This window comes from Rheinheimera pleomorphica (assembly GCF_011634895.1).
In the GTDB taxonomy this organism is placed as follows: Bacteria; Pseudomonadota; Gammaproteobacteria; order Enterobacterales; family Alteromonadaceae; genus Alishewanella; species Alishewanella pleomorphica.
Genome location: NZ_SIRR01000005.1, coordinates 205,086 through 230,671 on the forward strand (window position 1 = coordinate 205,086; position 25,586 = coordinate 230,671).

Below are 25,586 nucleotides of genomic sequence, written 5' to 3' on the forward strand. Positions count from 1 at the left end.
GCGTTGTGGCCTTATTAACGAAACGGCGCCGGGTCGCCACGGCCCTCACGCAGTAGCACAGGTTCATCCTCGGATAAATCGACTACTGTGGTTGGCGCTTCACCTATAACACCGCCGTGCATAATCAGATCGACTTGTTTTTCTAAGCGGGCACGCATTTCTTCCGGGTCGCTTTCAGCAAATTCTTCGCCGGGTAAAATTAAACTGGTGCTTAGCAGCGGCTCGCCAAGCTCTGCCAACAATGCCAGCGCAATTTTATTTTCCGGGATCCGCAGGCCGATGGTTTTCTTCTTGTCGTTTAATAAGCGTTTAGGCACTTCTTTAGTGCCGCGCAAAATAAAGGTATAAGCACCGGGCGTATTGTTTTTAATTAAGCGAAAAGCGCTGTTTTCCACTTTGGCATACACCGACAGCTCAGATAAATCGCGGCACAGCAACGTAAAATGGTGATCGCCACTGACCTGACGGATTTGTAAAATACGCTCCATGGCGTTTTTATCGCCAACATGACAGCCCAGCGCATAGCCGCTATCGGTTGGGTAAATAACCACACCGCCCTGCTGAATAATTTGCACCGCTTGTTTTAACAAACGCTGCTGTGGCGTTTCCGGATGGATATGAAAAAATTGGCTCATTGTTATTCTTCTTTACTTATTTAATTGCTATCGGAGCAGCTAAGCTGTGGCCAGCAGTGGCCAGTTGGCCCACACCGGCAACACATCGTCGGTTAAATATAGGTTTTTTCCGATATCATTCCAAGTTGTTGCCTGATGAAAGTCTGACCCCACTGACGCCGTTAAACCATGCAATTGGCACAGTGCCCAAAGCTCACGTTTTTGTACCGGCGTTTGCTGCGGTGAAATCACTTCTATTGCATCACCACCGGCAGCGGCAAACTGCTCAGCCAGCCGTTTTACCCATTTGGTGGTTAGCTTATATTTCAGCGGATGCGCCAGCACAGCGACGCCACCAGCCTCATGGATCCAGGCAATCGCCTCGTCCATCGCAACCCAGTTATTTGGCACATAACCAATTTTGCCGCGGCCAAGATACTTTTTAAACACGCCATCCATGGTGCTGGCTTTGCCAATACTGACCAGATGGCGGGCAAAATGAGTACGGGTAAGGGCGGCACCGTTGGCCAGCTTTAGCACTGCAGGCAACACATCGGGAATTTGGCTTTTTTCCAGCCGGCGCGCCATTTCTTCTGCGCGCACCACACGTGCCTGACGCTGAGTGTCTAGTCTGGCTAAGAATTGTGGGCAATCCGGGTTAATATTCAATCCAACAATATGAATTTCCAGCTGTTGCCAGCTGGTAGAGATTTCCACACCGTTAATCAGCTCAAGCGGCAATTGCTGGTCGCTAATGGCTTGTCTTGCGTCGGCTAAGCCAGCCACGGTGTCATGGTCGGTAATCGCCAGCACATCCACGCCCTTCTCCACTGCCCGCGCAACTAAATCGGCCGGTGACAGGACACCGTCAGAGCAATGGGTATGGCTGTGTAAATCAATCTTCATTCGCACCTCAAATTAAGGCGGCTATTGTCGCACAGCAGTGGGTTATCACAAAATAAACTGAACCTGAAGCGCTGTTGTCGCGTAAAGCTAACATCTTAAATTGCACAGGTGGCATTATGTTTGGCTGGTTAAAATCCGATCCGGTAAAAAAATTGCGCAAAGCTTATGATCAGAAGCTGGAGCAAGCGATGCACGCCCAGCGTAATGGCGATATGCGGTTATTTGCTGATTTAACCGCAGAAAGCGAAGAAATTTGGCAGAAAATTCAGCAATTGGAAAAAGCTAACGGTTAGCAATTTTGTGCAAGCATCAGCCATCTGGCCACTTATACGCTTTTATTTCTGAGTTATAACAAATAAGCACTTGACGCCCGCTACCGTTTTGCGGTTTTATGTTGGCATAACCAACGAGGTAACCAAAGCCAATGCAATTTATCACAACCCCTAACCTGACTAACTGGTGGTGGCACATTCCCAACGGGCGTGTGTAGGCGTTGTATTCGCTTTATTTACCAAAGCCCGTTTCCACAAGAAGCGGGCTTTTTTTATGGGCTGGCAAAATTGTGCGAAGCGGCAAAACAAAAAGCGTGTTGAAAAATAAGGGAAAAGCATGATTTTTAGTCATATTACCGATACGCCGGGCGAGGTGGCCAGCATAGCGATGCCGCTGCCGTATCACAGTGACGCCCTGGCCTGTTACCAGCTGCTGACGGCGCAAAGCCCGTATTCGCTGCTGCTGGAATCAGCCGAGATAGACAGCAAAGATAACTTAAAAAGCCTGCTGCTGATTGATGCGGCGCTGCGGATTGAATGCAACGATCAAAGCGTGGTTGTGCAGGCGGTGAGTAACAATGGCGCTGTACTGCTGCCGTATCTGGCGACTAAACTCAGCGCAGATGCGACCGTTGAGCAACAAAACGGCCAACTGCGTGTTACCTACCAGCGCCCGGCGCTGTTGCTGGAAGAAAGCGCCAGGCTGCAAGCGCCTAACCCCTTTAGCGTACTGCGCACTTTGCAAACCGCGCTAAAGTGTCAGAGCGACGAGCCCTTTGCGGTATTTTTAGGCGGCGTTATTGGTTACGACATGGTGGCCACGGTTGAGCAGTTGCCAGAAGTGCCAACCGCAGAAAACCAGTGCCCGGATTATGTGTTTTATCTGGCCGAAACCCTGCTGGTGCTGGATCATCAAAACGGCCACAGCAGAATAGTGGGTAATGTGTTTTGTGGCGAGCAGGCCGCCGCCAACTGTTTTGTCATCGGCAAACGGCTGGAGCAACTTAAGCAATTGCTGCAAACGCCCGCCGCGGCCACCACAGCCGCCACCGCAATACAGGCACAGGTGCAGGTCGATATCAGCGATGCAAACTTTGTTGCTCAGGTCGAAAGACTAAAGCAGCATATTGTTGCCGGTGACGTGTTTCAGGTGGTGCCTTCACGCTGCTTTACCCTGCCCTGCCCCAATCCATTGGCGGCTTATCAGCGCTTAAAGCAGCAAAACCCCAGCCCTTATATGTTTTATTTGCAGGATGCCGCCTTTACGTTGTTTGGCGCCTCACCCGAGTCAGCATTGAAGTTTGATGCCCAAAACCGCCAGGTCGAAATTTACCCTATTGCCGGTACACGGCGGCGTGGCTTTAAAAGCGATGGCAGCATAGACCGAGATCTGGACAGCCGCATTGAGCTGGAGCTTAGGCAGGATGAAAAAGAAAAAGCCGAGCATTTAATGCTGGTTGATTTAGCCCGTAACGATGTCGCCCGTATCAGTGTGCCGGGCAGCCGCTATGTTAAAGAGCTGCTAAAAGTCGATCGCTACTCTTATGTGATGCATTTAGTGTCACGCGTTGTCGGGACCCTAAAACCCGAGCTGGATGCGCTGCATGCTTATCAGGCCTGCATGAATATGGGCACTTTGGTTGGCGCGCCGAAAGTGAAAGCCGCCGAGCTTATCCGTGGCGTCGAAGGCAAACGCCGTGGCAGCTACGGTGGCGCTGTCGGTTATTTATCCGGTAACGGCGATTTTGACAGCTGCATTGTGATCCGCTCGGCCTATGTGGCCGATAGCACCGCTTATATTCAGGCCGGCGCCGGTGTGGTATTTGATTCAAACGCCCAGGCCGAAGCCGATGAAACCCGCAGCAAAGCCCAGGCCGTGATAAATGCCATAGTGTCAGCGCATAGCAGCGCCGGGAGGAGCAACTGATGGCCGTCATCTATTTACTCGATAATATCGACTCTTTTACTTACAACCTGGTCGATGAATTTTCCCAGCTGGGCTACCCGGTAAAGCTGTACCGCAATACCGTACCGGCTGACTATATTTACCAGCAGATGCTGACTGAATCAGAGCCGGTATTACTGGTGCTTTCGCCAGGCCCCGGCAGCCCAGCTGATGCCGGTTCAATGCCGGCATTGCTAAAGCGGTGTGAAGCACAATTTCCGGTATTAGGCATTTGTCTGGGGCATCAGGCTATTGTTGAACACTTTGGTGGTGTGGTCGGCCGCGCCGGTGAAACCGTACATGGCAAGACAGCCGCGATAACGCTGAATGAGCATCCGTTATTTGCCGGTTTACCCAAGCCGTTTTTGGTGGCGCGCTATCACTCATTAATGGCCACCGAAATGCCCAATGCGTTAACCCTGCTGGCCAACGACCGGCATATTCCGATGGCAGTGATTAATGAAGAAAAACGCATGTTGGGCTTTCAGTTTCACCCTGAGTCTATTTTGACCACCCTGGGTAAGCCATTGCTGAAAAACAGTATTGATTATTTATTGCGAGACTGACGATGACAGATCCAATTTTAGCTACCGTACAACACAGCTTAACCGGCCAGCCGCTGAGCTTTACCCAGGCCGAGCAGTTTTTTAGCGCCGTAGTACAAGGCGAAGTTGAACCGGTGCAGCTGACTGCGCTGTTGGTGGCGCTGAAAATGCGCGGCGAAACGGCCGCTGAAATTGCCGGTGCCGCCAGTGCACTGCGCCGCGCGGCGAAAAGCCTGCCGCAAACGGTGAGTGGCGCCATTGACTGCTGCGGTACCGGCGGCGATGGCAGTAATACCATTAATATCTCTACTACAGCCGCCATTGTTGGCGCAGCCATGGGCTTAAAGGTGGTAAAACACGGGAACCGCAGCGTGTCATCACGCTCTGGCTCGGCCGATTTGCTGGAACAGCTTGGCATCAATATTCAGATGACACCGGCTCAAGCGGCCAACAGCCTGGTGCAAACAAACTGCAGCTTCTTATTTGCGCCGCTTTATCATGCCGGTATTAAACATGCGATGCCGGTACGCAATGCGCTAAAAAGCCGCACCCTGTTTAACCTGTTAGGCCCGCTGGTCAACCCGGCAGCGCCGGATTATCAGCTGCTGGGCGTATATGATCCTAAACTGTGCCGCGTAATGGCGCAGGCGCTACAACAGCTGGGCGTAAAACGCGCCTGGGTAGTACATGGCAGTGGCTGTGACGAGGTCGCGCTGCACGGTAATACCTATGTTTGTGAGTTAAAAGACGGGGAGCTTAGCGAGTTTAGCCTGACACCAGACGATTTTGGCGTTACGCAAATGCCGCTTAGCGCTTTAGCCGGTGGCGAGCCGGTTGAGAACGCCGCCGCTACGCTGGCCATTTTGCAAGGCCAGGGCCAAAGTGCGCACAATGCCGCTGTGGCAATAAACGTCGCGGCGATGCTGAAAATTGCCGGCATGGGTGATGATTTAAAAGTCAACACCCGCGCCGTACTGGAACTGTTAAGCTCAGCCAAAGCCTTTAGCACGCTCAGCCAGTTTAAACAGCTAAGCCAGCAGCAGGAGGCTGCCGATGTCTGATACTATGCCCAATGTGCTGGCAAAAATCGTGGCGCATAAGCGCGATGAAGTGGCACAACTGAAACAGCAGCAACCTCTGACCACTTTTATCAGCAGCGTAACACCGAGCCAGCACGATTTTCTTGCCGCGCTGAAGCAGCCGGGGCCGCGGTTTATTTTAGAATGCAAAAAAGCCTCGCCGTCGAAAGGTTTGATCCGGGCCGATTTTAATCTTGCAGAACTCGCTCAGGTATACGGCCAGTACGCCGATTGCATCTCGGTATTAACCGATGAGAAATTCTTCCAAGGCAAATATGACTATTTGCGCACCATGCGTAGCCTGGTTGATAAACCACTGCTGCATAAAGACTTTATTATCGACAGCTACCAAATCTATTTAGGCCGCCACTGCGGCGCCGATGCCGTGTTGCTGATGCTGTCCGTGCTGGATGATAATGAATACCGCCAGCTTGCTGCCACCGCGGCAGAGCTTAATATGACGGTATTAACCGAAGTCAGCAATGAAGAGGAAACCCTGCGTGCCGTGGCGCTAAATGCTGAGCTTATCGGTATTAATAACCGTGACCTGCGTGACCTGAGCACTAACCTTAACACCAGCTTTGAGTTGGCCAAACTGATCCCAGAGGGCAGAATGGTAGTATCAGAGTCGGGCATTTACACTAACCAGCAGGTGCGGCATTTAGCCAAGGTCGCCGATGCCTTTTTAGTTGGCAGCTCACTAATGGCGCAACATGACTTAGCTGATGCTACGCGCAAACTGGTACTGGGCGAGCATAAAACCTGTGGCTTAACACGGCCAGAAGATGCCGCAGCGGCTTTTGCCGGCGGCGCTTATTACGGCGGCTTAATTTTTTATCCGCCATCGCCACGCAACGTGACACCAGAGCAGGCCGCTGCGGTGCAGCAAGCTGCGCCGCTTAATTATGTCGGCGTCTTTGTTAATGCTGAGCCGACTGAAGTCACCCGTCTGGCGCACAGTTTAAAGCTGAGCGCCGTACAGCTGCATGGTGACGAAGATGACAGCTATATCAGCGCATTAAAGCCGCTATTACCGCCTGGCTGCAAGATCTGGAAAGCCTATAGGGTAAAAGATGAGTTGCCTGCATTTACCTCTTATGCCGATTCTATCTTGCTCGATGCCTATCATCCAACGCAGCACGGCGGCAGTGGCCTGAGTTTTAACTGGCAACTGCTGGCCGAACAGAGCGCCAGTAAACCTATCATGCTGGCAGGCGGCTTAAACAGTGACAATTGCCTGGCTGCTGCCAGGTTGCCGGTTGCCGGGCTCGATTTCAATTCAGGGCTGGAAAGCGCGCCAGGCATCAAAGATGCGGCGAAGATCCGGTCAGCTTTTACACTTTTGCGGGAGTTTCACTATGAGTGAGCTAAAACTTAACCCTTATTTTGGCCAGTACGGCGGCATGTTTGTGCCGCAACTGCTGGTGCCAGCGCTTAAACAGCTGGAGCAAGCCTATGTTGATGCGCTGCAAGACCCGGCCTTTCATGCTGAGTTTCAACAGCTGCTAACCGAATACGCCGGCCGGCCAACGCCGTTGACCCTGTGCCGTAATATTTCACCCAATCCGCTGGTGAAAATTTACCTGAAACGCGAAGACTTGCTGCATGGCGGCGCGCATAAAACCAATCAGGTGTTAGGCCAGGCGCTGCTAACTAAACGCATGGGCAAACAAGAAGTGATCGCCGAAACCGGCGCCGGCCAGCATGGTGTGGCCACAGCACTGGCCTGCGCCTTGCTGGGGCTGAAGTGCCGCATTTATATGGGCGCCAAAGATATTGAGCGCCAGCAACCGAACGTGTTTCGCATGAAGCTGATGGGCGCGACCGTCATTCCGGTAACCAGCGGCAGTGGCACGCTAAAAGATGCGGTAAACGAAGCGATGCGCGACTGGTCTGCCACTTATGACACGACGCATTATATGCTGGGCACCGCCGCCGGCCCACACCCGTTCCCGACCATAGTGCGCGACTTTCAAAAAATGATTGGCGAAGAAGCCAAGCAGCAAATACTCAAAGCCGAGGGTAAATTACCCGATGCGGTGATCGCCTGTGTTGGCGGCGGCTCTAATGCCATTGGTATCTTTGCTGATTTTATCGCTGAAGAGGGCGTAAAGCTGATTGGCGTTGAACCCGGTGGTAAAGGGTTAGACACCCACCAGCACGGCGCTGCGTTATCAACCGGCAGCTATGGCATTTTACACGGTGCTTATACGGCCATTATGCAAACCAACGATGGTCAGATTGAAGAGTCGTATTCCATTTCAGCAGGTCTCGACTATCCGGCCGTTGGCCCACAACATACCCATTTGCAGCAGACCGGCCGCGCTGAATACGTGGCCATTAACGATGATGAAGCCTTAGCGGCCTTTCAGCAGCTGGCGAAAAGTGAAGGCATAATTCCGGCACTGGAAAGCTCACATGCGCTGGCGTATGCACTGAAACTGGCCGAGCAGGCTACTGAGCCAACAGTATTATTAGTGAATTTATCCGGCCGCGGCGATAAAGATTTAGCCCATGTGCACAGCGTATTAGCAGGAGGCCAGTTATGAAGCGCTATCAGCAGATGTTTGACCGCTTAAGCCGCGAAGGCCGTGGCGCCTTTGTGCCCTTTGTTACCATTGGCGACCCGACACCTGAACTGTCGTTCGACATCATTAAAACCTTAATTGACGCCGGTGCCGATGCACTGGAGCTGGGTATTGCTTTCTCTGACCCGATAGCCGATGGCCCAACGATACAAGGCGCTAATATCCGCGCCCTGGCCGCCGGCACCACACCGGCTATCAGTTTTGATATTATTGCCAGAATCCGCCAGTACCACGCCACTATTCCGATTGGCTTGCTGCTGTATTCCAACCTGGTGATGGCGCGCGGTCTGGATAATTTTTATGCCCAGGCTGCCAGTGCCGGCGTCGATTCAGTGCTGATAGCCGATGTGCCGCTGCACGAGAGCAAACTATTCCGCCAAAGCGCCATTAAGCATGATATAGCGCCGATTTTTATTGTGCCGCCTAATGTCGATGATGACGATCTGCGCCAGATAGCATCATATGGCCGTGGTTATACCTATCTGCTAAGCCGTGCCGGTGTCACCGGCACTGAAACCGCCGCCGCTATGCCAACCAGTGAGCTGATAGCGCGTATTCGCAGCTATAACCCGGCACCGCCATTGCTCGGCTTTGGTATCTCAACGCCAGCACATGTGCAGAATGCAATAAAAAGCGGTGCTGCCGGCGCTATTTCGGGCTCAGCCATTGTTAAGCTGATAGAGCAGTATCAGCAACAACCGGCAGAGCTACTGGCACAGTTAACGCAATTTGTCAGCAGTATGAAGGCCGCAACCTAAGCGGCCAGGTTCAGACCGCTTATGGCCAGCCTGCTACTGCGGCAGGCTGTCTGTCAGCTGGTATTTTTGTTTTAGCGCGCTTATCTCTGCCTGATGGCTAAGTAAGAAACGATTAAATTGCTGCAATACCTGCGGATGGCGCACGGTGGATAAATGAAATGCCACCCGCGTCATTGGCAGGTTGTCCGCTACCACTAAAGCGCCTGGTTGTTGCTGCTGGCGCAAAACTTGCTGCGCCACATTGTATTCAACATCAGCGCCTTGCAGCTCTCCCTTTAGCACTAAATTCACAGCCGATACGGCATTGGGCACTTCATAAAGTTTAAAACGATACTGGCCGCGCAGCGTCAGCCAGGCCGTCGGGGTGAAACCATGAATAACCGCCAAGGTGCGAAACTGGTCTAAGCGAATTTGTTTGTTGGCGGGCAATACCAAAGTGGTGCCCAGATTGTAAATCAGCGGCTCACTGAACAACCGACTGGCTTGCGAGCCCTGATATTTCACCCAATTTGGGTTGTCAGGGTAGATAAAATCCACCAGATTATCCAGCTCATGGTACAAGCGTTTAACGGGCAACGGCTGAAAGCTGAACTGATAACCATAGCTGCGGGCAAACAGCTGCAATACCTCATTGGCGAATCCCTGACTGTCAGCGCTGGTGAAATCGTAGTGAGGATAAAAATTCAGATCTTCAGTACCGACGACAAACTCAGTTTGTGCCGCTACAGCAGGCGTGAACCACAGCCAGAGCATGACAAACACCGCCGCCAGACTTTTATCCATGTATAGATTGCCTAAATTACTGCGTTAATTGCAGTGTAGTGAGCAAATAGCAAAGCGCCAACTACCACTTTAGGAACAAAGCTAAAAAGCAGTCGATTTTTCTCTGTTGTCGCCGGATAATAACGGCTTTTCTCGCAGCGGATATCAGCTTATGCAAATCAGCAACAACAGCGTAGTACAGTTTCATTACACCCTAACCGATGCCCAAACTGGCAAGCAAATTGAAAGCTCGCACGGCAGCCACCCGCTGCTGTATCTGCACGGCCATCAGCAAATGCTGCCGGCGCTGGAGCAGGCGTTAACCGGCAAAGCTGCCGGAGACAAACTCGACCTTACCTTAACACCACAGCAAGCTTACGGTGAGCGCGATGAAAATGCGATTCAAAGTATTCAGGTAAAACACCTGCTGGGCGCCAAGAAATGGCAACCGGGTATGACAGCCGTGGTGCAAACCGAACACGGCCAGCGCCAGGTGACTATTGTCAAAGTAGGCATGTTTAAAGCCGATGTCGACACCAACCACCCACTGGCCGGCAAAACACTGCAATTTGCCATTGACGTATTAGCCGTGCGTGAAGCCAGCGAAGAAGAAATTGCTCATGGCCACGCTCACGGTGAAGGCGGCCATCACCACCACTAACACCACAGCCGGGTTGCGACGTTAACAGCCCGGCGAATTTCGCCGCTAAAGATTAATTTTCTACCCTGCTTACTTATCCATCGCAGAAACTGCTAAGATCGGCTCAGGCTTTTAATCAGTAAACTGTTCACGCAGCTTGGGCGTAACAACAGTTTCATCACTAAAAGAGCAGCCGTTCTGTTATGCGCTATATCAATACCCGCGATTTCGACCACAAACAGGCCGATAAAATCGGCATACTGATAACTAACCTTGGTACGCCAGACGAGCCCACACCCAAAGCGTTAAAGCGCTATTTAAAACAGTTTTTATCTGACCCCCGTGTCGTCGAAGTACCGCGTGTATTATGGTGGCTGATTTTAAACGGCGTAATTTTACAATTCCGGCCGCGCCGCTCGGCCAAAGCTTATGCCAGCGTATTTACTGACCAGGGCTCACCGCTATTGTTTCACACCCAGGCGCAGCGCGATGCTATTGCCCTGCAGTTGCAACAAGAAGGCATGACGGATGTGGTAGTGGAGTTTGCCATGCGCTATGGTAACCCCAGCTTTGACAGCGTGCTGGATAAGCTGTTTGCTCAGGGCGTGCGTAAACTGTTGGTGTTGCCGCTGTACCCACAATATTCTGCGTCGACCTCAGCCTCCAGTTTTGACGAGCTGGCGCGCAATTTTATGCGTCGGCGCTGGCTGCCGGATTTACGTTTTGTATCACACTACCCGGATTATCCGCCCTTTATTGCCGCCGCCGCAGATAAGATCCGTCGCCACTGGCAACAGCATGGTCGGGCTGACAAATTAATTTTATCTTATCACGGTATCCCCAAACGCTATTTGCTAAACGGAGACCCCTACCACTGCGAATGCTATAAAACCTCGCGCTTAATAGCAGAGCAACTGGGGCTGGGCGAAGATGACTATCTGACCACCTTTCAGTCGCGCTTTGGCCGTGAAGAGTGGTTAAAACCTTATACCGATGACACACTAAAAGCCCTGCCGGCACAAGGTGTAAAGAGCGTGCAGGTGTTTTGCCCGGGTTTCTCTGCTGATTGTCTGGAGACCATCGAAGAGATAGCAGAAGAAAACCGGGAATACTTTTTACATGCCGGTGGTCAGCACTATGAATATATCAGCGCGCTGAATGCAGAACCGCAGCATATTGATGCGTTGTGCCAGTTAATTAAAGCCAATTTACAAGGCTGGCAGGTGCCAGCCAATACCCAACGCGCTGAGCGGGCTGCGGCGTTAAACCGTGCAACTTATGGAGACTAACCGGTTGGTATGAGTAGCCGCAATGGCAACAGGCCAAGGCAAGAGCCGACATTAAATGCTCAGCCGCTGCTACAGCGGACGAAGTTTGATAATGTGCGTGAGGCACCCTATGTGCCGCCACCTAAACCGCCATTGCGTTTAACGCCCTGGTTGCTGTTGCTGATGTTTATTCTGCTAACAGCTTTGCTGTATCAGGAAAGCCGCAACCACTTTTATCAATCACATTTCTGGCATTGGCTGGCGTCTAAGCTTGACTATCAGTTAGTCAGCGGAGCGTCGTCACAGATCCGTTATCCGGCTCAAGGTCCGTTTGACCAGCGATTTGGTTACAACCAATTAGCTCAGTGGCGTGAAACCCTGGAACAAACCGGCTTTCAGATCACAGCGCAAAGCCAGTTCTCCGACAACCTGATGCGTTACACCCAATATGGCTTTTACCCACCTTATCGGGAAAAGCAACAAGCAGGTTTGAGCATTCAGGGCTGTGCACAGGATCTGTTATACCAACACCAGGCGCCGGCGTTTCAGTTTACACATTTAGCCGATGTCGCCCCGCTGATAGTACAAAGCCTGCTATATGTTGAAGACCGAAGCTTACTAACGCCCGGCCATCCACACGCTAATCCGGTACTGAATATTCCCCGCTTAGGCGCCGCACTGTGGTCACAACTGCAGCGTGCGGCAGGTATTCCTGCGGCAGCAGCAGGTGGCAGTACACTGGCAACCCAACTGGAAAAATACCGCCATAGCCCACAAGGCTTAACCTCTGATATGACGGAAAAGTTCCGCCAGTTAGTGTCAGCCAGTGTTCGTACCTACAAAAACAGTGTTGATACCTCTGATAGCAGACAAAACATTGTACTCGATTATATTAATACCGTGCCGCTGGCAGCCACCGCCAGTTTCGGCGCCGTGCATGGTGTCGGCGAGGGTTTACATGCCTGGTTTGGCGAACAGCCCGCTCAGGTTAACAAACTATTGCAACAAGGCGCCCCTTATACTGATGAACAAGGCCTGGCATTAAAGCAGGTGATAGCGCTTATTGTTGCCCAGCGCCGGCCTTCTTATTATTTACTGCAAGGGCGCAACGATCTGGCCAATCTGAGTAACCGCTATATCAGCCTAATGCAGCAACAAGGTATTGTGCCCGCCGGGCTGGCCAACAAAGCCCTGGCGCAAAAACTGAGTTTTCATGCTAAAGCGGCTCTGGTTGCACAGCCAGGGCAGGATTTTAAAGCCACCACTATGGTACGAAACCGGCTGGGTCAGCTATTAGACCAGAATATGTACCAGCTGGACCGGTTAGATTTGCTAAGTCGCACCAGCATTAATACCGCGTTGCAACGCGATATCAGTCAGCATTTACACAGTTTAAGCCAGTATCAGACCGCAGAGCAGGCTGGCCTCTTTGCCGAGCGCCTGTTACAACCCGGGCAACAAGCTAACGTACGCTACAGTTTTACCCTTTACCAAACCACTGACAATGGTAATAAAGTCAGAGTGCAAACCGACAACACTGATCAGCCGTTTGATATGAACGATGCCAGTAAACTGGAGTTGGGTTCTACCGCTAAACTCAGGGTGCTGGTTAGCTATCTGCAGATGGTAGCCGAGCTACACCGGCTGTATGCCGAAGAAAACCCGCAAACCTTGCAGTTTGTTGAGATAGCCCCACAGGACAACCTGACACAATGGGCGTTAAACTATATCAGCCAGCAACCCGGAGTGAGTTTAGATACCATGCTGCAAGCGGCACTGTTACGACGCTACAGTGCAGATCCTAAGGAGAGCTTCTTTACCGGAGGCGGCCTGCATACCTTTAACAACTTCCGAAAAGAGGAAGACAAGCTTAACCCCACTATCGCAGAAGCCCTGCAGCACTCTATCAACCTGCCCTTTGTGCGCTTGCTACAGGACATGGTGAACTATGTTATTTATCACGGTGAAAACAGCAGTTACCAGTTACTGAAAGACGACGACAATCCACGCCGGGAGCAATATCTGCGCCGTTTTGCTGACCGTGAAGGCACAACCTTTTTACGCCGCTTCTGGCAAAAATATAACACATTAAGTAGTGAGCAGCGTTTGCAACTCTATCTGAGCAGCAGCCGGCAAACACCCGAGCGGCTGGCGGCAGCCTATTTGTTCATTCAAGCGGATGCAACGCCAGCACAATTTGCCAGCCTGATGCAACATCAGTTTAATGGCGCCGTCAGTGAAATGGAGTGGCAAAAGCTATACGACAAATATCAGGGCGATGCCTTTAGCTTACCGGATCGTGCTTATCTGTCACGCAGCCACCCGCTGGAGCTGTGGTTACTGGCCTATTTACAGCAAAATACCAACGCTGCATTAGCGCAGGCAATTGCTGATAGCAGTGACACCCGTCAGCAAGTGTATCAATGGCTGTTTAAGACCCGCTTTCGCAGTGCCCGCGATAACCGTATCCGCAATATGCTGGAGATAGAAGCGTTTTGGGACTTACACCAACGCTGGCAGCGATTGGGCTATCCGTTTGACTATCTGGTACCGTCTCTGGCCACGGCCTTAGGTAGCTCAGGTGACCGGCCAGCGGCATTGGCCGATCTCGTAGGCATTATTTTGAACGACGGTAAAAAGCAACCCACTATCCGCATTGACCAACTGTCGTTTGCGATAGATACCCCTTATGAAACGCACTTTAACCGGCCAATGCCCCCGGCGCAGCAAGTGCTTGAGCCTGAAGTTGCTGCAGCGGTGCGCACGGTATTACAGCAAGTTGCCACTGACGGCACCGCCAGACGGTTACAACCTTCCTATGCGAGCGCTCAGATAGCGATAGGCGGCAAAACAGGCACCGGCGACAACCGTCTGGTGCAATTAAATGCCAAAGGTCAGCAAATCAGTTCAAAAGCCCTGAACCGCACAGCGACCTTTGTGTTTTATCTTGGTTATCAGCATTTTGGCGTACTTACCGCTTATGTTCCGGATGCCCACGCAGAAAAATTTAGTTTTACATCAGCATTACCGCTGCAGGTAATGAATAGCATGGCCCCCATATTGGTACCGTATCTGAACAACCAGAACAGATGCGAGTAGACGGTTTAGCCAACTACTACCTGATTGCGGCCCTGATGCTTCGCCTGGTACAACGCCATATCGGCACGGTGTAACCAGGCTTCCCAATCTTCTCCTGCTTGCAGCATGGCAATGCCCACCGACGTGGTAATATGGCTGCCATCGGGTAGCAACATTTTTTGTTCAACCCCCTGTCGCAGCTTCTCTGCCAGCTTTTCCAGGGCAGCAGCGCTAATATCGGCCACCACCACGACAAACTCCTCACCACCAAACCGGAATACCGGATCATGCTGGCGCAGCAGCGATTGCAATACCGGCACCAGCTCAATCAATATTTTGTCACCGGTTTTGTGGCCATATTTATCATTAATTTGTTTAAAGTGATCCAAATCGAGCAAAATCAGGCCGTACTGCCGGTTATGCCGGCTCTGCTGCTCTATTGCCAATACCAGTTGCTCATTCAGGGTGCGCCGGTTTGACGCCCCGGTTAAACTGTCTGTGGTGGCTAATCGCTGTAACTCACGACGCTGTATCTGGGCCCGATACGCAAAAATGAAGGCAAACAAGCTGGTAATAGAGGTAGTAACGAAAAATGCTAACATCTGAAATTGGCTGGAGAAGATTAAATCAGGCTTGAAACTGCTGATCGCAAACAACGCCAGCAACATCAGCAGCAGTAATGCAAAGGCTCGCAGCGGTGACACCAGAAAAAACACAAACACCAAAAACGGATATACCCAAAACACGCCATCCACGCCCAGGCTGATACAGACCAGTATAGCGCCAACACAAAAGACCACCGCCATAAACAGGCCGGGTTTCACTGTATCTCCGGTGCGCCATGCCGTGACGGTGGCAGCAATAGCGCAGCCAACCATTATCAGATCAGCAATACCGACAATATAATTACCGCTATATAACCGGTAAATGCCGTAAGGTGTTACGCAAAGTACGATTGTTACACCAACCAGCGTTAGCATCGCCAGATAGAAATCGTCTTTTAACCGTTTTAGCACCTACCGCGTCTCCTGCTTTGGGCTGACAATATGCTTAAAGATAGCTGCATCCTAGCTTATTTATTCAGCACTTTGCAAAATACTGCTGGCGTTTCATCCCGTCAGTGCTTGCGCTAGCTGGTCAAAATGGCTAAAACACCAATCTGCCTGCGCTGCAAAGTGTTGATTATTGCTGTTCAGATACAAACACGATGTCATCCCGGCGTTGCTGGCCGTTTGCAGATCAAAAATATAGTCTCCGACATAAATCATCTGCTGCGGCGGAATTTGCAATTGCGACGAGAAAAGTAAAAGGCCTGCCGGATCTGGCTTAGCCGCGCAGTCTTCACGCGTTAACACACGGCTTATTGGAATACCCAGCCGCTCAATAGTCAGAACCGTTGCCTCACGCATATTGCGGGTTAACAGTGCCAGTGGCAGACCGACGCGCTGCAGTTGCTGCAAACAACATTCTGCCCCCGGCATCCAGCACGCTTCACGCGCGCCTTGCAATTCATGTTGGCGAATAATCTGCAGTGCTCTGTCATGCTCCGCAACGTCGGTTAGCTGGGCTAATTGCTCTAACAAGGGCGTGCCGCGCGGCCAGCCAATGTCATCACAGATGGCGGCAAAGTTTAGCCTAGAGTCGACCAGGGTGCCGTCTAAATCAAATACCACTGCTTTAATATGCGCTAACTGCAACTTATCTACTCCCGCTTAAAACTGGCTGAATTTACCACTTATTAGTTAAAAAATGTGCACAGGCAACAAGCTAAAATTATAAATAATTGTTTTTAAACAAAATAAAACTGGCATAGCAGCTGCTTACTGAGACTCATCTGATAACAGCGAGATAGTCATAATGAGCATACTGCGTTTACTTTTTAATATACTCTGGTTTGTACTGGGTGGTTTTATCATGGGCCTGCTGTGGTGGCTGGCCGGCCTGCTGTGTTTTATCAGCATTATCGGCATCCCGTTTGGCCGCAGCTGCTTTGTCATTGGCGAGATGGCATTCTGGCCATTTGGCCAGGATGCGGTAAACCGCCGTTATATTAACCGCATTGATGATCTTGGCACCGGCACTTTGGGCACCCTGGGTAATATTATCTGGTTTCTGTGTTTTGGTATCTGGCTGGCGCTGGGCCACCTTGGCCATGCCATAGTGTGTTTTGTCAGTATTATCGGTATTCCGTTTGGTATTCAGCACCTGAAACTGGCGATGCTAACCCTGGCGCCTATTGGCAAAACGGTGGTAACGCGTCATGCTATTTAAGCCCTGTAACTTACGGTTGAAGGCACGAGCCCATGCAGCAGAACAACTATCAACGGATCTGGCAGACCGTTCTACAAATTCCGCCAGGCAAGGTTGCCAGCTATGGCCAGATAGCCGATCTGGCTGGCTTGCCCGGCAGGGCGCGTTTGGTGGGTAAAGCCCTGGGCTATGCGCCGGAACATCTGGCCGTGCCCTGGTTCAGGGTACTGCGCAGCGACAGAAGCCTGGCGTTTGCGCCAGGTTCAGAAAGTGCAGAGCGGCAACGTCAATTGTTATTGGCTGAGGGCGTATTGCTGAAAAACTACCGGGTGCAACAACAGCATCTGTGGCAACCTGATTTGAGTGAGCTGTTGTTTAAGCTGCAATATTGATCTGGTTATACCCGGGTTAAACGCTGCTTTGCCCGCTGCAGCGCTTCCTGTTCAAATTCTTCCATATATTCGGCTAAATCGCCCTTCCATTGCTCATCCGCGGTGGCGGCGGCATCTTTTACCAGCCCAACTTCTAACTGATCGCGCCTGACCAACAATTGATGGGCCCTGCTATGCATTTCAAGCTCAACCTCAGCCTGGATCTGGCTGATAGAGCGCAAAAAATGCAACCGCTTAAACATCAGCAAGGCTAATGCGTTGAGTAAAACCATAAAGCTGACAAATAAAAAGACCATCAACTGACTCCATGAAATTTCTGTCTGAACGTAACGTTTTGCATCGCCCATACCAGTACTAACAAAGGCATCAAAATGGTATTTATCAGCGGTATTCCATACTGATATAACCCACGGGTGTAATCAGTCAAAAACAGGTATTGTTCTACAAAAAACAGGCTTTGTAAGGTGGCTAGCAGTAAAAAGGCAACGCCAGCCAACTCCGCTACAGCACTAACACTTTGTTTGAGCATATTATGAAACTTAAACAATAAATATATTGCTAATACATCGATCAAACAAAAAGTACCATACCAGACAAATTTATAGGCAATACCTTCTTTTGCGGCAATCTGGTAGAGCACAGGAACCAAAGACGTCATTACACCGTTAGTTACCGCAACAACGGTAAATGTAATCAGAACAGAGGACACTTTATTTTCAATTCGAATGGCTACAATTAGTAGCAAAAAATAAGCAATAAACAAATACTTATCCAAACTGAATAAAACTAACTCCAGCCAATCCCATTCCATATCTCTGATATTCCTATGCGTAAATAGTAAATTTAGTTACCAGGCGGAATTATACCGCCACCATTGCCTAAGGTGCTGATACCGCTATCTTTACCAGTTGAGCTTGCAGGTGCATTACCAGGAGGAATTATGCCGCCGCCGTTGCCCTGCGTGGTTACAACCGTTTCTTTTTCTAACAGCGCTCTGGCGCGTTCGCTTATTTGTACAGAGTCTGCACGGTTAACCTGAGCATTATTGGTTTCGCGTTGCGCAGTGTTGGTAGCCACAGCACTTTTTTCCTGCGCATATACTTGCAACTGGGCGCTATTGTTATTACTTATGTTGTTAATTGACATCATTTACCTCTATCTATGCTGAGTTACTGATAGCCCATACTAGAATTATGTTAGGTACAATGCCAGCATACCGGCGGCAGATAAGTTGACAAAAATATGATATTTAGCATAAATCAGGTAAAAATCGCCAGATGAATTATCTTGCTCACCTCGCTTTAGCACAGCCTAATCATCATTCTTTAGTCGGCAACTTGTTAGGCGACTTCTGCAAAGGTGTTCCGCTAAATAGCCTGCCTGCCACCATACTGGCGGGGCTTGCCAATCATCGTGCTGTAGACAGGTTTACCGACCAGCACCCGCTGGTACGTCAATCCCGGTTGCTATTTTCTGCACAGCGCCGGCGTTTTGCTGGTATAGCGCTGGACGTGTTATTTGATCATTTCTTAATCCGGCACTGGCAACAGTTTTACCCGCAACCTTTTACCCAGTACAAACATCAGCTGTACCGCCAGTTGGCAGACGCTGAACCTTTAATGCCCCTGGCGATGCAACGCACGATGCAAAGTGTCCGCTCAGATGATTGGTTCGGCAGTTACCAGCATTTGCCCACCGTAGCAATAGCACTGGAGCGTATTGCCAAACGTATCCGCTTTAGCAATCAGTTTAGCGGAGTGCTGACCGACATAGCGCCCAATTATGTCAGCCTGGAACACACCTTTTTGCTGTTTTATCCACAATTACAGCAACATGTTGCCCAGCTGGCGCTTGAACATGCATAGATAAGTGATAACAAAGCCGGCCATTAGAGGTATCAGCGCAGATTTATCTGACCTTTTGTTGCGTTAAAAGCCTGCTATTGGCTAGACTAGCGCCCTGTTCGTTTTGATAGCTAAAAATACAGGAGCGCAATCATGGGCGCACAATGGAAAGCCAAACACAAAATGGATGCGGCCAATGCTAAAGGCCGTATTTTTACCAAGCTGGCAAAAGAAATTGCCGTTGCCGCGCGCAATGGCGCCGATCCGGATATGAACGCTAAATTACGCTCTGCTATAGAGGCGGCCAAAAAAGCGTCGATGCCCAAAGATACTCTGGAACGGGCAATTAAAAAAGGCGCCGGTTTACTTGATGGCCCGGCTAACTATGAAACCGTAGTGTATGAAGGCTTTGCGCCACATCAGGTACCGGTGATTGTAGAGTGTTTAACCGATAACAAAAACCGCAGCGCTATGAGTATCAGGCAGTTGTTTCGAAAAGGCCAGCTGGCCACATCAGGTGCCGTATCCTGGGATTTTAAACACTTAGGCCAGATTGAAGCTGAGCCTGAAACGGCCGATGCCGATATGGAGCTGGCGGCAATAGAAGCCGGCGCGCAGGACTTTGAGCAGGGCGATGAGAACGAAGTGGTGTTTTTAACCGAAGCCACCGACTTGGACGCTGTTGCCAAAGCCTTACCGGAATTTGGCTATAAAGTACTAAGTGCCAAACTGGTGTATCGCGCGAACAACCCGGTGACGCTGGATGACGCACAACGCGCTGAAGTTGAAGCCTTTTTAGATGCTATCGATGCAGATGATGACGTACAAAACGTTTACGTTGGCTTGGCCGGTTAAACTGCTTTTTCGTCCGCTGCTGTTAAGCCATCCGCCGGATGGCTTTTTTATTGCTGCTTAGCCAAACAATAATTGCCAGATACTGACCTTGCGCTGCTTATGATATTGCTTACGCAACGCCTCAACCTGCCGCAAGTGCTGCTGGGCTGTGGCAAGATCATCACGCTGCGCTGCTGCTTTAGCGGCTTCCAGTTCAGTCAGCACCTGCGCCAGGCCGTGCCGAAACTGCTGTGCTTTATCTTCAGTAAACTGTGCCTGCCTGGCGTGCGTGGTTTGAACAATTAACTCGTCTAATACCGGCAATAAGGCATGGCTGTCTGTGGCTGTTATCGCTTGCTTAAATTGAAAGCCCATATTCTTCATTGTTTGTTCCAAGTCTACCGCCGCACTGGCGGCGAAGGTACAGAACAAACACAGACTGAAGCAAAAATTACGCATCATAACAACTCCGCTGAGAACAGGTGGACAGAGAACAGGCCGACAGAAAACAGGTGGGCAGTGTAAACGAAAATAGCCGGACAGGCAGCAATACGCTGCCCGGCCGGCAAAATAATACAATAATATGCTTAGTAGCGGCTGAAAAAGTCCTCTACCTGCGTCATAGCATCTTCCCGGTCCAGGCCATAACGCTCCTGGATAATGTCGGCCAGCTCATCAAAATTGCCCCGGGTTTGCTCCAGCTCGTCGTAACTGATTTTATCCCACTGCAGTTTAGCCCTGGCGCGCATCTCGCCCCAGTTGCCTTCGTAATATTTGTAGCTCATGCGATTACTCCTATAGTTACAAGTAACGCTAAACCGGCGCTGCCTGCCTGATACAGCCCGGCACCTGATAAGCAACAGCTTATCGGGCTAAGTTTAGTTGCTGTTTGGTGTTGTCGCTAAAATTTACCAACTGGTCTGACAGCGCTTGTTCTGCCCCGAAAAACCTGTTCAGATAGCAGCACACTTTCTCCTGATAGGAGCTAAAAATGTTGCTAAAACTCCGGCCATTGGCCTTTTTATGCAGTGCTGCCCTGCTGACAGCCTGCGCCGCGCCGACCGATAGTCTGCCAACACAACGCAGCGCACAGCAAATTGCACAGCAAAGCATTATTATTGATACCCACATCGACGTGCCCTACCGACTGCATAAAGACTGGGAAGATGTTACTGTCGCCACCCAACGTGGCGAATTTGATTACCCGCGGGCGCAGGCTGGCGGTTTGAATGCGCCCTTTATGTCAATTTATATACCGGCGTCGTATGAGCGCACCGGTGGTGGCTATCAATTGGCGAACCAACTGATTGACAGCATGGAAGCGTTGGTTGGCCGGGCACCGGATAAATTTGCCATGGCATACAGCACTGAAGATGTACAAAATCAGTTTGGCAGTGGCAAGGTATCACTGGCGCTTGGCATGGAGAACGGCACGCCTATAGAAGGCAAGTTAGACAATCTGCAGCACTTTTATCAGCGCGGTATCCGCTACATTACGTTGTCGCACTCTGAAAGTAACCATATCGCTGACTCCAGCTACGATTTACGCCGGCGCTGGAACGGCTTAAGCCCCTTTGGTAAAGCGTTAGTGGTCGCGATGAACAATATCGGCATGATGATTGATATCTCGCACGTCTCTGACGAAGCGTTTTATCAGACGGTAGCGCTGAGCAAGGTACCGGTGATTGCATCACATTCATCACTGCGCAGCTACACACCAGGCTTTGAACGCAATATGGATGACGATATGCTCAAGGCGCTGGCAAAAAATGGCGGCGTGGTGCAAATAAACTTCGGTTCTTCTTTCGTTACGCAAATGGCAAACCAATATGGCGCTTTACGTAAAGCGGCAGCAAAACATGCCGGCGTCCCTGATGATGACGCCTTTGAACTGGCGTTTCGCAAAAAGCATCCTTATCCGTTTGCGACCTTAGATACGGTGCTGGATCACATTGATCATGTGGTAAAACTGGTGGGTATTGATTACGTTGGTATAGGTTCAGATTACGATGGCGTGGGCGACTCTTTGCCGATTGGTTTAAAAGATGTCGCCAGCTACCCTAATCTGATTGACGGTTTGCTAAAGCGGGGTTATAGCGAAGCGGATATCGACAAGATACTCTCCGGCAACTTGCTGCGGGTTTGGCGGGAGGTTGAAGCATACGCCGCTAAACAGGGTTAAGTTTGCCCGCATCAGCGCGGCTATTGCCGCGCTGCATATTTTATAAGGGTATCAAGGCTGCAACCAAGCCAATCAGGCCGCCAAAAACACCACCCCACACCACCAGCCAGCCCAAATGCTGTTTAATCATTTGCTGAATAATGTCTTTGACCAGGGCCGGCGTTAGCTCGTTCAAACGCTGCTGCACTATGGTATCCACCTGGCTGCGAATACCTTCCAGTTGCTCCGGTTTGTCCAGCTGCGCCAGCACCAGCTGATTAAACTCATCCGACTGCGAAACCTCCACCAGCGCCAGCTTTAGCTTGCCAATAAATGGCTCTTTTAATGGCAACAGTGCCGCGCTGCCACCAAACATGCTAAGCATGCCACCAAAGGAGGATTGTTCGACCACTTTTAACAAGGAGTCAAAGGCCGGTGATAAATCGGCGTTATTAATGACCGGTTCAAAATCAAAGGTCGGGCTATGGCTTTGCTGCTTATCCGCTAAAAAACGGTCAATGTTAGTGCTGCTGAAAAACTGTGTCATCACCAACTGGTAAATGCCGCTTTTGAACTGTTCAAACCGCGCCGGGATCACACCTGAGCCATATAACAGCGGCACCTTTTCAAATAGCATATGCACTGCCAGGGCATTGGTTAACGCTCCCGACAGGGCAAACAAGCCGACACTGAGCAACAGCGGTTGCTGCCAATACCAGGCTGCAAGCGTAACCAGTGCTGCTAAGCCATTGGTAATCATATTTTTATTCATGCCCACCTCAAATTGCATTAACGCTGTAGTTGTGAGCGCCGATTCTAATCAGCCCGATGCAGATCGGCAAGAGCAGGCTTCAGGTGGTGGCAGTTTAACTGCTATGCTAGCGCCAGCGAGTAACACGGGAGAGCAAAATGAACATTGTCGTCGCGTCGGCCAACCCGGCTAAAATTAGTGCCGTACAACTGGCTTTCAGTCAGATATTTGCCGGCCAAACATTAGCGTGTCGCGGCCAGAGCACCGCTTCAGGTGTTGCGGCTCAGCCAATGAGTAGTGAGGAAACCTTGCAAGGTGCACTGAACCGGCTACAGGCTATTACAACAGCGGTGCCGGGTGCCGACTATTATGTTGCGCTGGAAGCCGGCCTGGACGGTGATTGTAGCTTTGCCTGGATTGCCATTTCACATCAGGGTCGTATCAGTAAAACCCGCTCCGCCAGTTTACCTTTGCCGCCCGCCGCCCTGCTGGCGATACAGCAGGGTGAAGAGCTCGGCGATGTGATGGACCTTATGTTTGCGCAGCGTAATATCAAGCAGCAAGGCGGCGCTATTGCTATGCTGACGAATCACTTGCTGACCCGCTCCGGGGTGTATCAGCAAGCCATTATTCTGGCGATGATCCCCTATATGCAACCACAGCTATTTAACCAATAACGCTTAGTTATACCCCAGCACAGCACAATGCGCGGTGTCAGCTTCACGCCGCGGCTGTGCCTTATCTGCACTGTTGTCAGTCCATACCAGGCTTAGTGCCTGACGCTCCTGCTGGCTTAAATCCACGGTTTTCTGCTGCGCAAAATAAAACGGTTGTTGCTGACTATGGTGTTGTTTAACGGCACTCATAACAGACTCCTGTAAAGACAATAAGTTGATAGCACCCGCTAACTGTATTAAACAGAGCCTGAGCCCTGGCTGAACAATACGTAACTATTTGTCCTGTCAGACGGCCTGCGGTAGACTGTCGCGCCAAATTACTAACAGCGCCGCAGTGCGCTGACACAACACTACAGGGCCGTTCGGTTATGGTTAAATGGATGCGGGTGCCACACACCCTGACTTTGTTATTCAGTATGATGCTACTGGCGATGGTCGCCACCTGGATAGTGCCGCAAGGCTTTTTTGAAACCCAAACCCTGGCCAATGGCCGTTCTGCTGTGGTGCCCGGGACCTTTGCGCTGGTGGAAGAACGCCAGTATTTAAGCCCCTGGCAACTACTTACCGCTATACCACGGGCTTTTGCCAGTGCGCAGGATGTTATTTTCTTTGTGATGATTTTAGGCGGTGTATTATCTATTGCCCGTGCTACCGGCACTGTCGATGCCTTAATTGGCCGTTTACTGGAAAAATACGGCGAAAAGCCGCAGATGCTGATCTTTATGGTGGTGTTTTGTTTTGCCATGGCATCAAGCTTTATCGGTACTGCCGGTGAGTATATTCCCTTTGTGTTAATTTTAGTGGCCTTGTGCAAAGCCATGCGGCTGGATGCGATGACCGCTGTCGGCATGACAGTAGCCGGCTATGGTATAGGTTATGGTGTATCGGCGTTTAACCCTTTTACCGTGCTGATTGCCCAGCAAATAGCTGATTTGCCGCCTATGTCAGGTAACTGGCTGCGGTTTGCTATCTTTGTCCCCTTTGTGCTGATTGGTTTTCATCATGTCTGGAGCTACGCCAAAAAAGTATTGGCTAACCCGGCTAACTCTATGGTGGCCGATTTACCCTGCCCACTGGGTACCGAAGCACAGGTGAACTATCCCCCGCTGGCCTTAAACCATAAAGTGATCCTGGCCAGTTTTGTCGGCACTATAGCGCTGGTCGCTTATGGTATAAAAATACATGGCTGGTACTTATATGAGTTAAGCGCCTGCTTTATCGGCTGGGGCTTGTTTGCGGCGGTGGTTGGCCGGGTCAAGGCCGATACCGCAGCACAGAAATTTATTGACGGTGCCATGGAGCTAACCACCACAGCAATGCTGATAGGTGTGGCGCGCGGCATTTCACTGGTGATGGAAGACGGCCAGATCTTACACAGCCTGGTGCATGGCTTGTCTATGCCATTATCTTATGTGGGCGCTGAAGCCGCGGCGGTCGGCATGTTATTAATTCAGACCTTGCTGAACTTCTTTGTGCCCTCAGGCAGTGGCCAGGCGTATGTTACTATGCCGCTAATGGTGCCGCTGAGCGATTTACTGCAGATCCCGCGTCAGGTTGCGGTGCTGGCCTATCAGTTTGGTGATGGTTTCTCTAATATGATAGTACCAACCAATGCCGTACTGATGGGCATTATTGGTATCGCCGGTATTCCTTACGGCCACTGGTTCCGCTTTTGTCTGCCGCTGATGGTTAAACTGATGCTGGCCTCATCCTTAGTACTGGTACTGGCGGTAATGTTTGGCTACGGCCTGGACATACAGCCGGTGGTATCCTGATAACAGGCCGGCTTAGCCGGCCTGTTACTGTTACTCCAACGTCAGCAACACCTTGACGTTATCGGATACGGCATTGGCACTGACATATCCGATAATATTCGGATTATTAGCAACCAGCGCCAACACCTCATTATCAGATGCCACCTCTTTGGGTGGCGTGCCTTTACCGGTAAACACCAGCTTGGACCAAAACGCCTTAACCTGGCTCGATGAGCGACCAAGCGCCTTCTGATCGAACTCTGAGCGCAGTGGCACAGTGTTCTCCAGGTTTACCGGCACCGCAGAGGAGCCATCTGAGAAAGCGCTCAGTTTGCCGGTATACAACCGCGCCAGATCTTCCTGCGTCAAACTGGTTTGATTCGACGGATGTACAACAATGGCAATCGCCGCTTCAGCAGTAAAAGACAGCAATAAACTGCCCGCAATAAGTAAGGTTTTCATCCTGCC

General features: G+C 50.8%; 30 protein-coding genes. 17 read left to right on the top strand and 13 right to left on the bottom strand.

Annotated features, from left to right (window positions below; genetic code table 11):
* Window positions 1-14: 14 nt before the first annotated feature.
* Together EYB30_RS05900 and rnm are read right to left on the bottom strand one after the other, a co-directional pair.
* A complete protein-coding gene (locus EYB30_RS05900; RefSeq protein ID WP_166837987.1) occupies window positions 15-635 on the bottom strand; it encodes an L-threonylcarbamoyladenylate synthase in 621 nt (206 codons plus the stop codon).
* A 39-nt stretch (window positions 636-674) separates the two neighbouring features.
* Complete coding sequence (gene rnm / locus EYB30_RS05905) at window positions 675-1,520, bottom strand: RNase RNM (RefSeq protein WP_166837988.1); 846 nt, start codon at window positions 1,518-1,520, stop codon at window positions 675-677.
* Window positions 1,521-1,636: 116 nt separating this feature from the next.
* Between rnm and EYB30_RS05910 the strand changes: the two genes are divergently transcribed.
* From EYB30_RS05910 to trpA, 7 genes are all read left to right on the top strand, one after another.
* The gene (locus tag EYB30_RS05910; protein ID WP_166837989.1) at window positions 1,637-1,813 is read left to right on the top strand and encodes a DUF6435 family protein; all 177 of its coding nucleotides are present in this window, start codon (window positions 1,637-1,639) and stop codon (window positions 1,811-1,813) included.
* A gap of 316 nt (window positions 1,814-2,129) precedes the next feature.
* Entirely contained in the window at window positions 2,130-3,719 is a 1,590-nt protein-coding gene (locus tag EYB30_RS05915; RefSeq protein ID WP_166837990.1) for an anthranilate synthase component 1, read from the top strand.
* Entirely contained in the window at window positions 3,719-4,303 is a 585-nt protein-coding gene (locus tag EYB30_RS05920; RefSeq protein WP_166837991.1) for an aminodeoxychorismate/anthranilate synthase component II, read from the top strand. The genes EYB30_RS05915 and EYB30_RS05920 overlap by 1 nt, the downstream gene beginning before the upstream one ends.
* A gap of 2 nt (window positions 4,304-4,305) precedes the next feature.
* Window positions 4,306-5,343, top strand: coding sequence for an anthranilate phosphoribosyltransferase (gene trpD, locus EYB30_RS05925; protein WP_166837992.1), 1,038 nt, complete (start codon window positions 4,306-4,308; stop codon window positions 5,341-5,343).
* Window positions 5,336-6,727, top strand: a complete 1,392-nt coding sequence (trpCF, locus tag EYB30_RS05930; RefSeq protein ID WP_206674574.1) for a bifunctional indole-3-glycerol-phosphate synthase TrpC/phosphoribosylanthranilate isomerase TrpF — start codon at window positions 5,336-5,338, stop codon at window positions 6,725-6,727. Before trpD ends, trpCF begins: the two co-directional genes overlap by 8 nt.
* Window positions 6,720-7,910, top strand: coding sequence for a tryptophan synthase subunit beta (trpB, locus tag EYB30_RS05935; RefSeq protein ID WP_166837993.1), 1,191 nt, complete (start codon window positions 6,720-6,722; stop codon window positions 7,908-7,910). Before trpCF ends, trpB begins: the two co-directional genes overlap by 8 nt.
* The gene (trpA, locus tag EYB30_RS05940) at window positions 7,907-8,707 is read left to right on the top strand and encodes a tryptophan synthase subunit alpha (RefSeq protein WP_166837994.1); all 801 of its coding nucleotides are present in this window, start codon (window positions 7,907-7,909) and stop codon (window positions 8,705-8,707) included. Before trpB ends, trpA begins: the two co-directional genes overlap by 4 nt.
* A gap of 33 nt (window positions 8,708-8,740) precedes the next feature.
* Here the strand turns inward: trpA and EYB30_RS05945 are convergent, their stop codons facing one another.
* Window positions 8,741-9,490 carry a substrate-binding periplasmic protein gene (locus EYB30_RS05945; protein ID WP_166837995.1) on the bottom strand — a complete coding sequence of 250 codons (750 nt, stop codon included), beginning with the start codon at window positions 9,488-9,490 and terminating at the stop codon, window positions 8,741-8,743.
* A gap of 151 nt (window positions 9,491-9,641) precedes the next feature.
* Between EYB30_RS05945 and EYB30_RS05950 the strand changes: the two genes are divergently transcribed.
* The 3 genes from EYB30_RS05950 to EYB30_RS05960 all read left to right on the top strand — a co-directional run bounded on the left by EYB30_RS05950 (window position 9,642) and on the right by EYB30_RS05960 (window position 14,476).
* On the top strand, window positions 9,642-10,130 hold the full coding sequence (locus tag EYB30_RS05950) for an FKBP-type peptidyl-prolyl cis-trans isomerase (protein ID WP_166837996.1): 489 nt from the start codon (window positions 9,642-9,644) through the stop codon (window positions 10,128-10,130).
* Window positions 10,131-10,312: 182 nt separating this feature from the next.
* On the top strand, window positions 10,313-11,398 hold the full coding sequence (hemH, locus tag EYB30_RS05955) for a ferrochelatase (protein ID WP_166837997.1): 1,086 nt from the start codon (window positions 10,313-10,315) through the stop codon (window positions 11,396-11,398).
* A 9-nt stretch (window positions 11,399-11,407) separates the two neighbouring features.
* Complete coding sequence (locus tag EYB30_RS05960) at window positions 11,408-14,476, top strand: transglycosylase domain-containing protein (RefSeq protein WP_166837998.1); 3,069 nt, start codon at window positions 11,408-11,410, stop codon at window positions 14,474-14,476.
* Window positions 14,477-14,481: 5 nt separating this feature from the next.
* On the opposite strand, the gene EYB30_RS05965 is transcribed toward EYB30_RS05960, so the two are convergent.
* Window positions 14,482-15,471, bottom strand: coding sequence for a GGDEF domain-containing protein (locus tag EYB30_RS05965; protein ID WP_166837999.1), 990 nt, complete (start codon window positions 15,469-15,471; stop codon window positions 14,482-14,484).
* 93 nt (window positions 15,472-15,564) lie between these two features.
* The gene (locus EYB30_RS05970; RefSeq protein ID WP_166838000.1) at window positions 15,565-16,152 is read right to left on the bottom strand and encodes an HAD family hydrolase; all 588 of its coding nucleotides are present in this window, start codon (window positions 16,150-16,152) and stop codon (window positions 15,565-15,567) included.
* A gap of 160 nt (window positions 16,153-16,312) precedes the next feature.
* Between EYB30_RS05970 and EYB30_RS05975 the strand changes: the two genes are divergently transcribed.
* The gene (locus tag EYB30_RS05975; RefSeq protein WP_166838001.1) at window positions 16,313-16,726 is read left to right on the top strand and encodes a YccF domain-containing protein; all 414 of its coding nucleotides are present in this window, start codon (window positions 16,313-16,315) and stop codon (window positions 16,724-16,726) included.
* Window positions 16,727-16,758: 32 nt separating this feature from the next.
* Window positions 16,759-17,097, top strand: a complete 339-nt coding sequence (locus tag EYB30_RS05980; protein WP_166838002.1) for an MGMT family protein — start codon at window positions 16,759-16,761, stop codon at window positions 17,095-17,097.
* A gap of 5 nt (window positions 17,098-17,102) precedes the next feature.
* On the opposite strand, the gene EYB30_RS05985 is transcribed toward EYB30_RS05980, so the two are convergent.
* From EYB30_RS05985 to EYB30_RS05995, 3 genes are read right to left on the bottom strand one after another with little or no spacing between them, the layout of a single operon-like run.
* Complete coding sequence (locus EYB30_RS05985; protein WP_166838003.1) at window positions 17,103-17,393, bottom strand: hypothetical protein; 291 nt, start codon at window positions 17,391-17,393, stop codon at window positions 17,103-17,105.
* Window positions 17,393-17,908 carry a hypothetical protein gene (locus EYB30_RS05990; RefSeq protein ID WP_166838004.1) on the bottom strand — a complete coding sequence of 172 codons (516 nt, stop codon included), beginning with the start codon at window positions 17,906-17,908 and terminating at the stop codon, window positions 17,393-17,395. The genes EYB30_RS05985 and EYB30_RS05990 overlap by 1 nt, the downstream gene beginning before the upstream one ends.
* Before the next feature lie 32 nt (window positions 17,909-17,940).
* Complete coding sequence (locus EYB30_RS05995) at window positions 17,941-18,174, bottom strand: hypothetical protein (RefSeq protein ID WP_166838005.1); 234 nt, start codon at window positions 18,172-18,174, stop codon at window positions 17,941-17,943.
* 200 nt (window positions 18,175-18,374) lie between these two features.
* Between EYB30_RS05995 and EYB30_RS06000 the strand changes: the two genes are divergently transcribed.
* On the top strand, window positions 18,375-18,962 hold the full coding sequence (locus EYB30_RS06000) for an acyl carrier protein phosphodiesterase (RefSeq protein WP_166838006.1): 588 nt from the start codon (window positions 18,375-18,377) through the stop codon (window positions 18,960-18,962).
* A 132-nt stretch (window positions 18,963-19,094) separates the two neighbouring features.
* The gene (locus EYB30_RS06005) at window positions 19,095-19,796 is read left to right on the top strand and encodes a YebC/PmpR family DNA-binding transcriptional regulator (protein WP_166838007.1); all 702 of its coding nucleotides are present in this window, start codon (window positions 19,095-19,097) and stop codon (window positions 19,794-19,796) included.
* Window positions 19,797-19,853: 57 nt separating this feature from the next.
* Here EYB30_RS06005 and EYB30_RS06010 read toward each other — a convergent pair whose 3' ends face one another.
* Window positions 19,854-20,237, bottom strand: a complete 384-nt coding sequence (locus EYB30_RS06010) for a cytochrome b562 (RefSeq protein WP_206674575.1) — start codon at window positions 20,235-20,237, stop codon at window positions 19,854-19,856.
* 125 nt (window positions 20,238-20,362) lie between these two features.
* Window positions 20,363-20,560 carry a CsbD family protein gene (locus EYB30_RS06015; RefSeq protein WP_166838008.1) on the bottom strand — a complete coding sequence of 66 codons (198 nt, stop codon included), beginning with the start codon at window positions 20,558-20,560 and terminating at the stop codon, window positions 20,363-20,365.
* A gap of 206 nt (window positions 20,561-20,766) precedes the next feature.
* On the opposite strand from EYB30_RS06015, the gene EYB30_RS06020 reads away from it, so the two are divergent.
* Window positions 20,767-21,957 carry a dipeptidase gene (locus EYB30_RS06020; protein WP_166838009.1) on the top strand — a complete coding sequence of 397 codons (1,191 nt, stop codon included), beginning with the start codon at window positions 20,767-20,769 and terminating at the stop codon, window positions 21,955-21,957.
* Between the two features lie 40 nt (window positions 21,958-21,997).
* Here EYB30_RS06020 and EYB30_RS06025 read toward each other — a convergent pair whose 3' ends face one another.
* Entirely contained in the window at window positions 21,998-22,708 is a 711-nt protein-coding gene (locus EYB30_RS06025; RefSeq protein ID WP_166838010.1) for a DUF445 domain-containing protein, read from the bottom strand.
* 137 nt (window positions 22,709-22,845) lie between these two features.
* Here EYB30_RS06025 and yjjX point away from each other — a divergent pair, with 137 nt between their 5' ends.
* A complete protein-coding gene (yjjX, locus tag EYB30_RS06030) occupies window positions 22,846-23,364 on the top strand; it encodes an inosine/xanthosine triphosphatase (protein WP_166838011.1) in 519 nt (172 codons plus the stop codon).
* 3 nt (window positions 23,365-23,367) lie between these two features.
* Here yjjX and EYB30_RS06035 read toward each other — a convergent pair whose 3' ends face one another.
* Complete coding sequence (locus tag EYB30_RS06035) at window positions 23,368-23,553, bottom strand: hypothetical protein (protein WP_166838012.1); 186 nt, start codon at window positions 23,551-23,553, stop codon at window positions 23,368-23,370.
* A gap of 179 nt (window positions 23,554-23,732) precedes the next feature.
* Between EYB30_RS06035 and EYB30_RS06040 the strand changes: the two genes are divergently transcribed.
* Window positions 23,733-25,139 (top strand): YfcC family protein, encoded by a 1,407-nt coding sequence (locus tag EYB30_RS06040; protein WP_166838013.1) that lies wholly within the window; start codon window positions 23,733-23,735, stop codon window positions 25,137-25,139.
* A gap of 30 nt (window positions 25,140-25,169) precedes the next feature.
* Here EYB30_RS06040 and EYB30_RS06045 read toward each other — a convergent pair whose 3' ends face one another.
* Window positions 25,170-25,580: a type 2 periplasmic-binding domain-containing protein gene (locus tag EYB30_RS06045; RefSeq protein WP_166838014.1), complete on the bottom strand. Its 411-nt coding sequence runs from the start codon at window positions 25,578-25,580 to the stop codon at window positions 25,170-25,172.
* Between the last annotated feature and the right edge of the window lie 6 nt (window positions 25,581-25,586).

What these genes read in the sequence shown, in the direction of transcription:
- EYB30_RS05980 (WP_166838002.1), top strand. Translation starts at nt 16,759, where the DNA reads ATGCAGCAGAACAACTATCAACGGATCTGGCAGACCGTTCTACAAATT.
- hemH (WP_166837997.1), top strand. Translation starts at nt 10,313, where the DNA reads ATGCGCTATATCAATACCCGCGATTTCGACCACAAACAGGCCGATAAA.
- EYB30_RS05920 (WP_166837991.1), top strand. Translation starts at nt 3,719, where the DNA reads ATGGCCGTCATCTATTTACTCGATAATATCGACTCTTTTACTTACAAC.
- EYB30_RS06010 (WP_206674575.1), bottom strand. Translation starts at nt 20,237, where the DNA reads ATGATGCGTAATTTTTGCTTCAGTCTGTGTTTGTTCTGTACCTTCGCC.
- EYB30_RS05945 (WP_166837995.1), bottom strand. Translation starts at nt 9,490, where the DNA reads ATGGATAAAAGTCTGGCGGCGGTGTTTGTCATGCTCTGGCTGTGGTTC.
- EYB30_RS05975 (WP_166838001.1), top strand. Translation starts at nt 16,313, where the DNA reads ATGAGCATACTGCGTTTACTTTTTAATATACTCTGGTTTGTACTGGGT.
- EYB30_RS06015 (WP_166838008.1), bottom strand. Translation starts at nt 20,560, where the DNA reads ATGAGCTACAAATATTACGAAGGCAACTGGGGCGAGATGCGCGCCAGG.
- trpA (WP_166837994.1), top strand. Translation starts at nt 7,907, where the DNA reads ATGAAGCGCTATCAGCAGATGTTTGACCGCTTAAGCCGCGAAGGCCGT.
- EYB30_RS06045 (WP_166838014.1), bottom strand. Translation starts at nt 25,580, where the DNA reads ATGAAAACCTTACTTATTGCGGGCAGTTTATTGCTGTCTTTTACTGCT.
- EYB30_RS05915 (WP_166837990.1), top strand. Translation starts at nt 2,130, where the DNA reads ATGATTTTTAGTCATATTACCGATACGCCGGGCGAGGTGGCCAGCATA.
- EYB30_RS05990 (WP_166838004.1), bottom strand. Translation starts at nt 17,908, where the DNA reads ATGGAATGGGATTGGCTGGAGTTAGTTTTATTCAGTTTGGATAAGTAT.
- rnm (WP_166837988.1), bottom strand. Translation starts at nt 1,520, where the DNA reads ATGAAGATTGATTTACACAGCCATACCCATTGCTCTGACGGTGTCCTG.
- trpD (WP_166837992.1), top strand. Translation starts at nt 4,306, where the DNA reads ATGACAGATCCAATTTTAGCTACCGTACAACACAGCTTAACCGGCCAG.
- EYB30_RS06035 (WP_166838012.1), bottom strand. Translation starts at nt 23,553, where the DNA reads ATGAGTGCCGTTAAACAACACCATAGTCAGCAACAACCGTTTTATTTT.
- EYB30_RS05960 (WP_166837998.1), top strand. Translation starts at nt 11,408, where the DNA reads ATGAGTAGCCGCAATGGCAACAGGCCAAGGCAAGAGCCGACATTAAAT.
- EYB30_RS06025 (WP_166838010.1), bottom strand. Translation starts at nt 22,708, where the DNA reads ATGAATAAAAATATGATTACCAATGGCTTAGCAGCACTGGTTACGCTT.
- EYB30_RS05950 (WP_166837996.1), top strand. Translation starts at nt 9,642, where the DNA reads ATGCAAATCAGCAACAACAGCGTAGTACAGTTTCATTACACCCTAACC.
- EYB30_RS05985 (WP_166838003.1), bottom strand. Translation starts at nt 17,393, where the DNA reads ATGGTCTTTTTATTTGTCAGCTTTATGGTTTTACTCAACGCATTAGCC.
- trpCF (WP_206674574.1), top strand. Translation starts at nt 5,336, where the DNA reads ATGTCTGATACTATGCCCAATGTGCTGGCAAAAATCGTGGCGCATAAG.
- EYB30_RS06005 (WP_166838007.1), top strand. Translation starts at nt 19,095, where the DNA reads ATGGGCGCACAATGGAAAGCCAAACACAAAATGGATGCGGCCAATGCT.
- yjjX (WP_166838011.1), top strand. Translation starts at nt 22,846, where the DNA reads ATGAACATTGTCGTCGCGTCGGCCAACCCGGCTAAAATTAGTGCCGTA.
- EYB30_RS06020 (WP_166838009.1), top strand. Translation starts at nt 20,767, where the DNA reads ATGTTGCTAAAACTCCGGCCATTGGCCTTTTTATGCAGTGCTGCCCTG.
- EYB30_RS06000 (WP_166838006.1), top strand. Translation starts at nt 18,375, where the DNA reads ATGAATTATCTTGCTCACCTCGCTTTAGCACAGCCTAATCATCATTCT.
- EYB30_RS06040 (WP_166838013.1), top strand. Translation starts at nt 23,733, where the DNA reads ATGGTTAAATGGATGCGGGTGCCACACACCCTGACTTTGTTATTCAGT.
- EYB30_RS05910 (WP_166837989.1), top strand. Translation starts at nt 1,637, where the DNA reads ATGTTTGGCTGGTTAAAATCCGATCCGGTAAAAAAATTGCGCAAAGCT.
- trpB (WP_166837993.1), top strand. Translation starts at nt 6,720, where the DNA reads ATGAGTGAGCTAAAACTTAACCCTTATTTTGGCCAGTACGGCGGCATG.
- EYB30_RS05900 (WP_166837987.1), bottom strand. Translation starts at nt 635, where the DNA reads ATGAGCCAATTTTTTCATATCCATCCGGAAACGCCACAGCAGCGTTTG.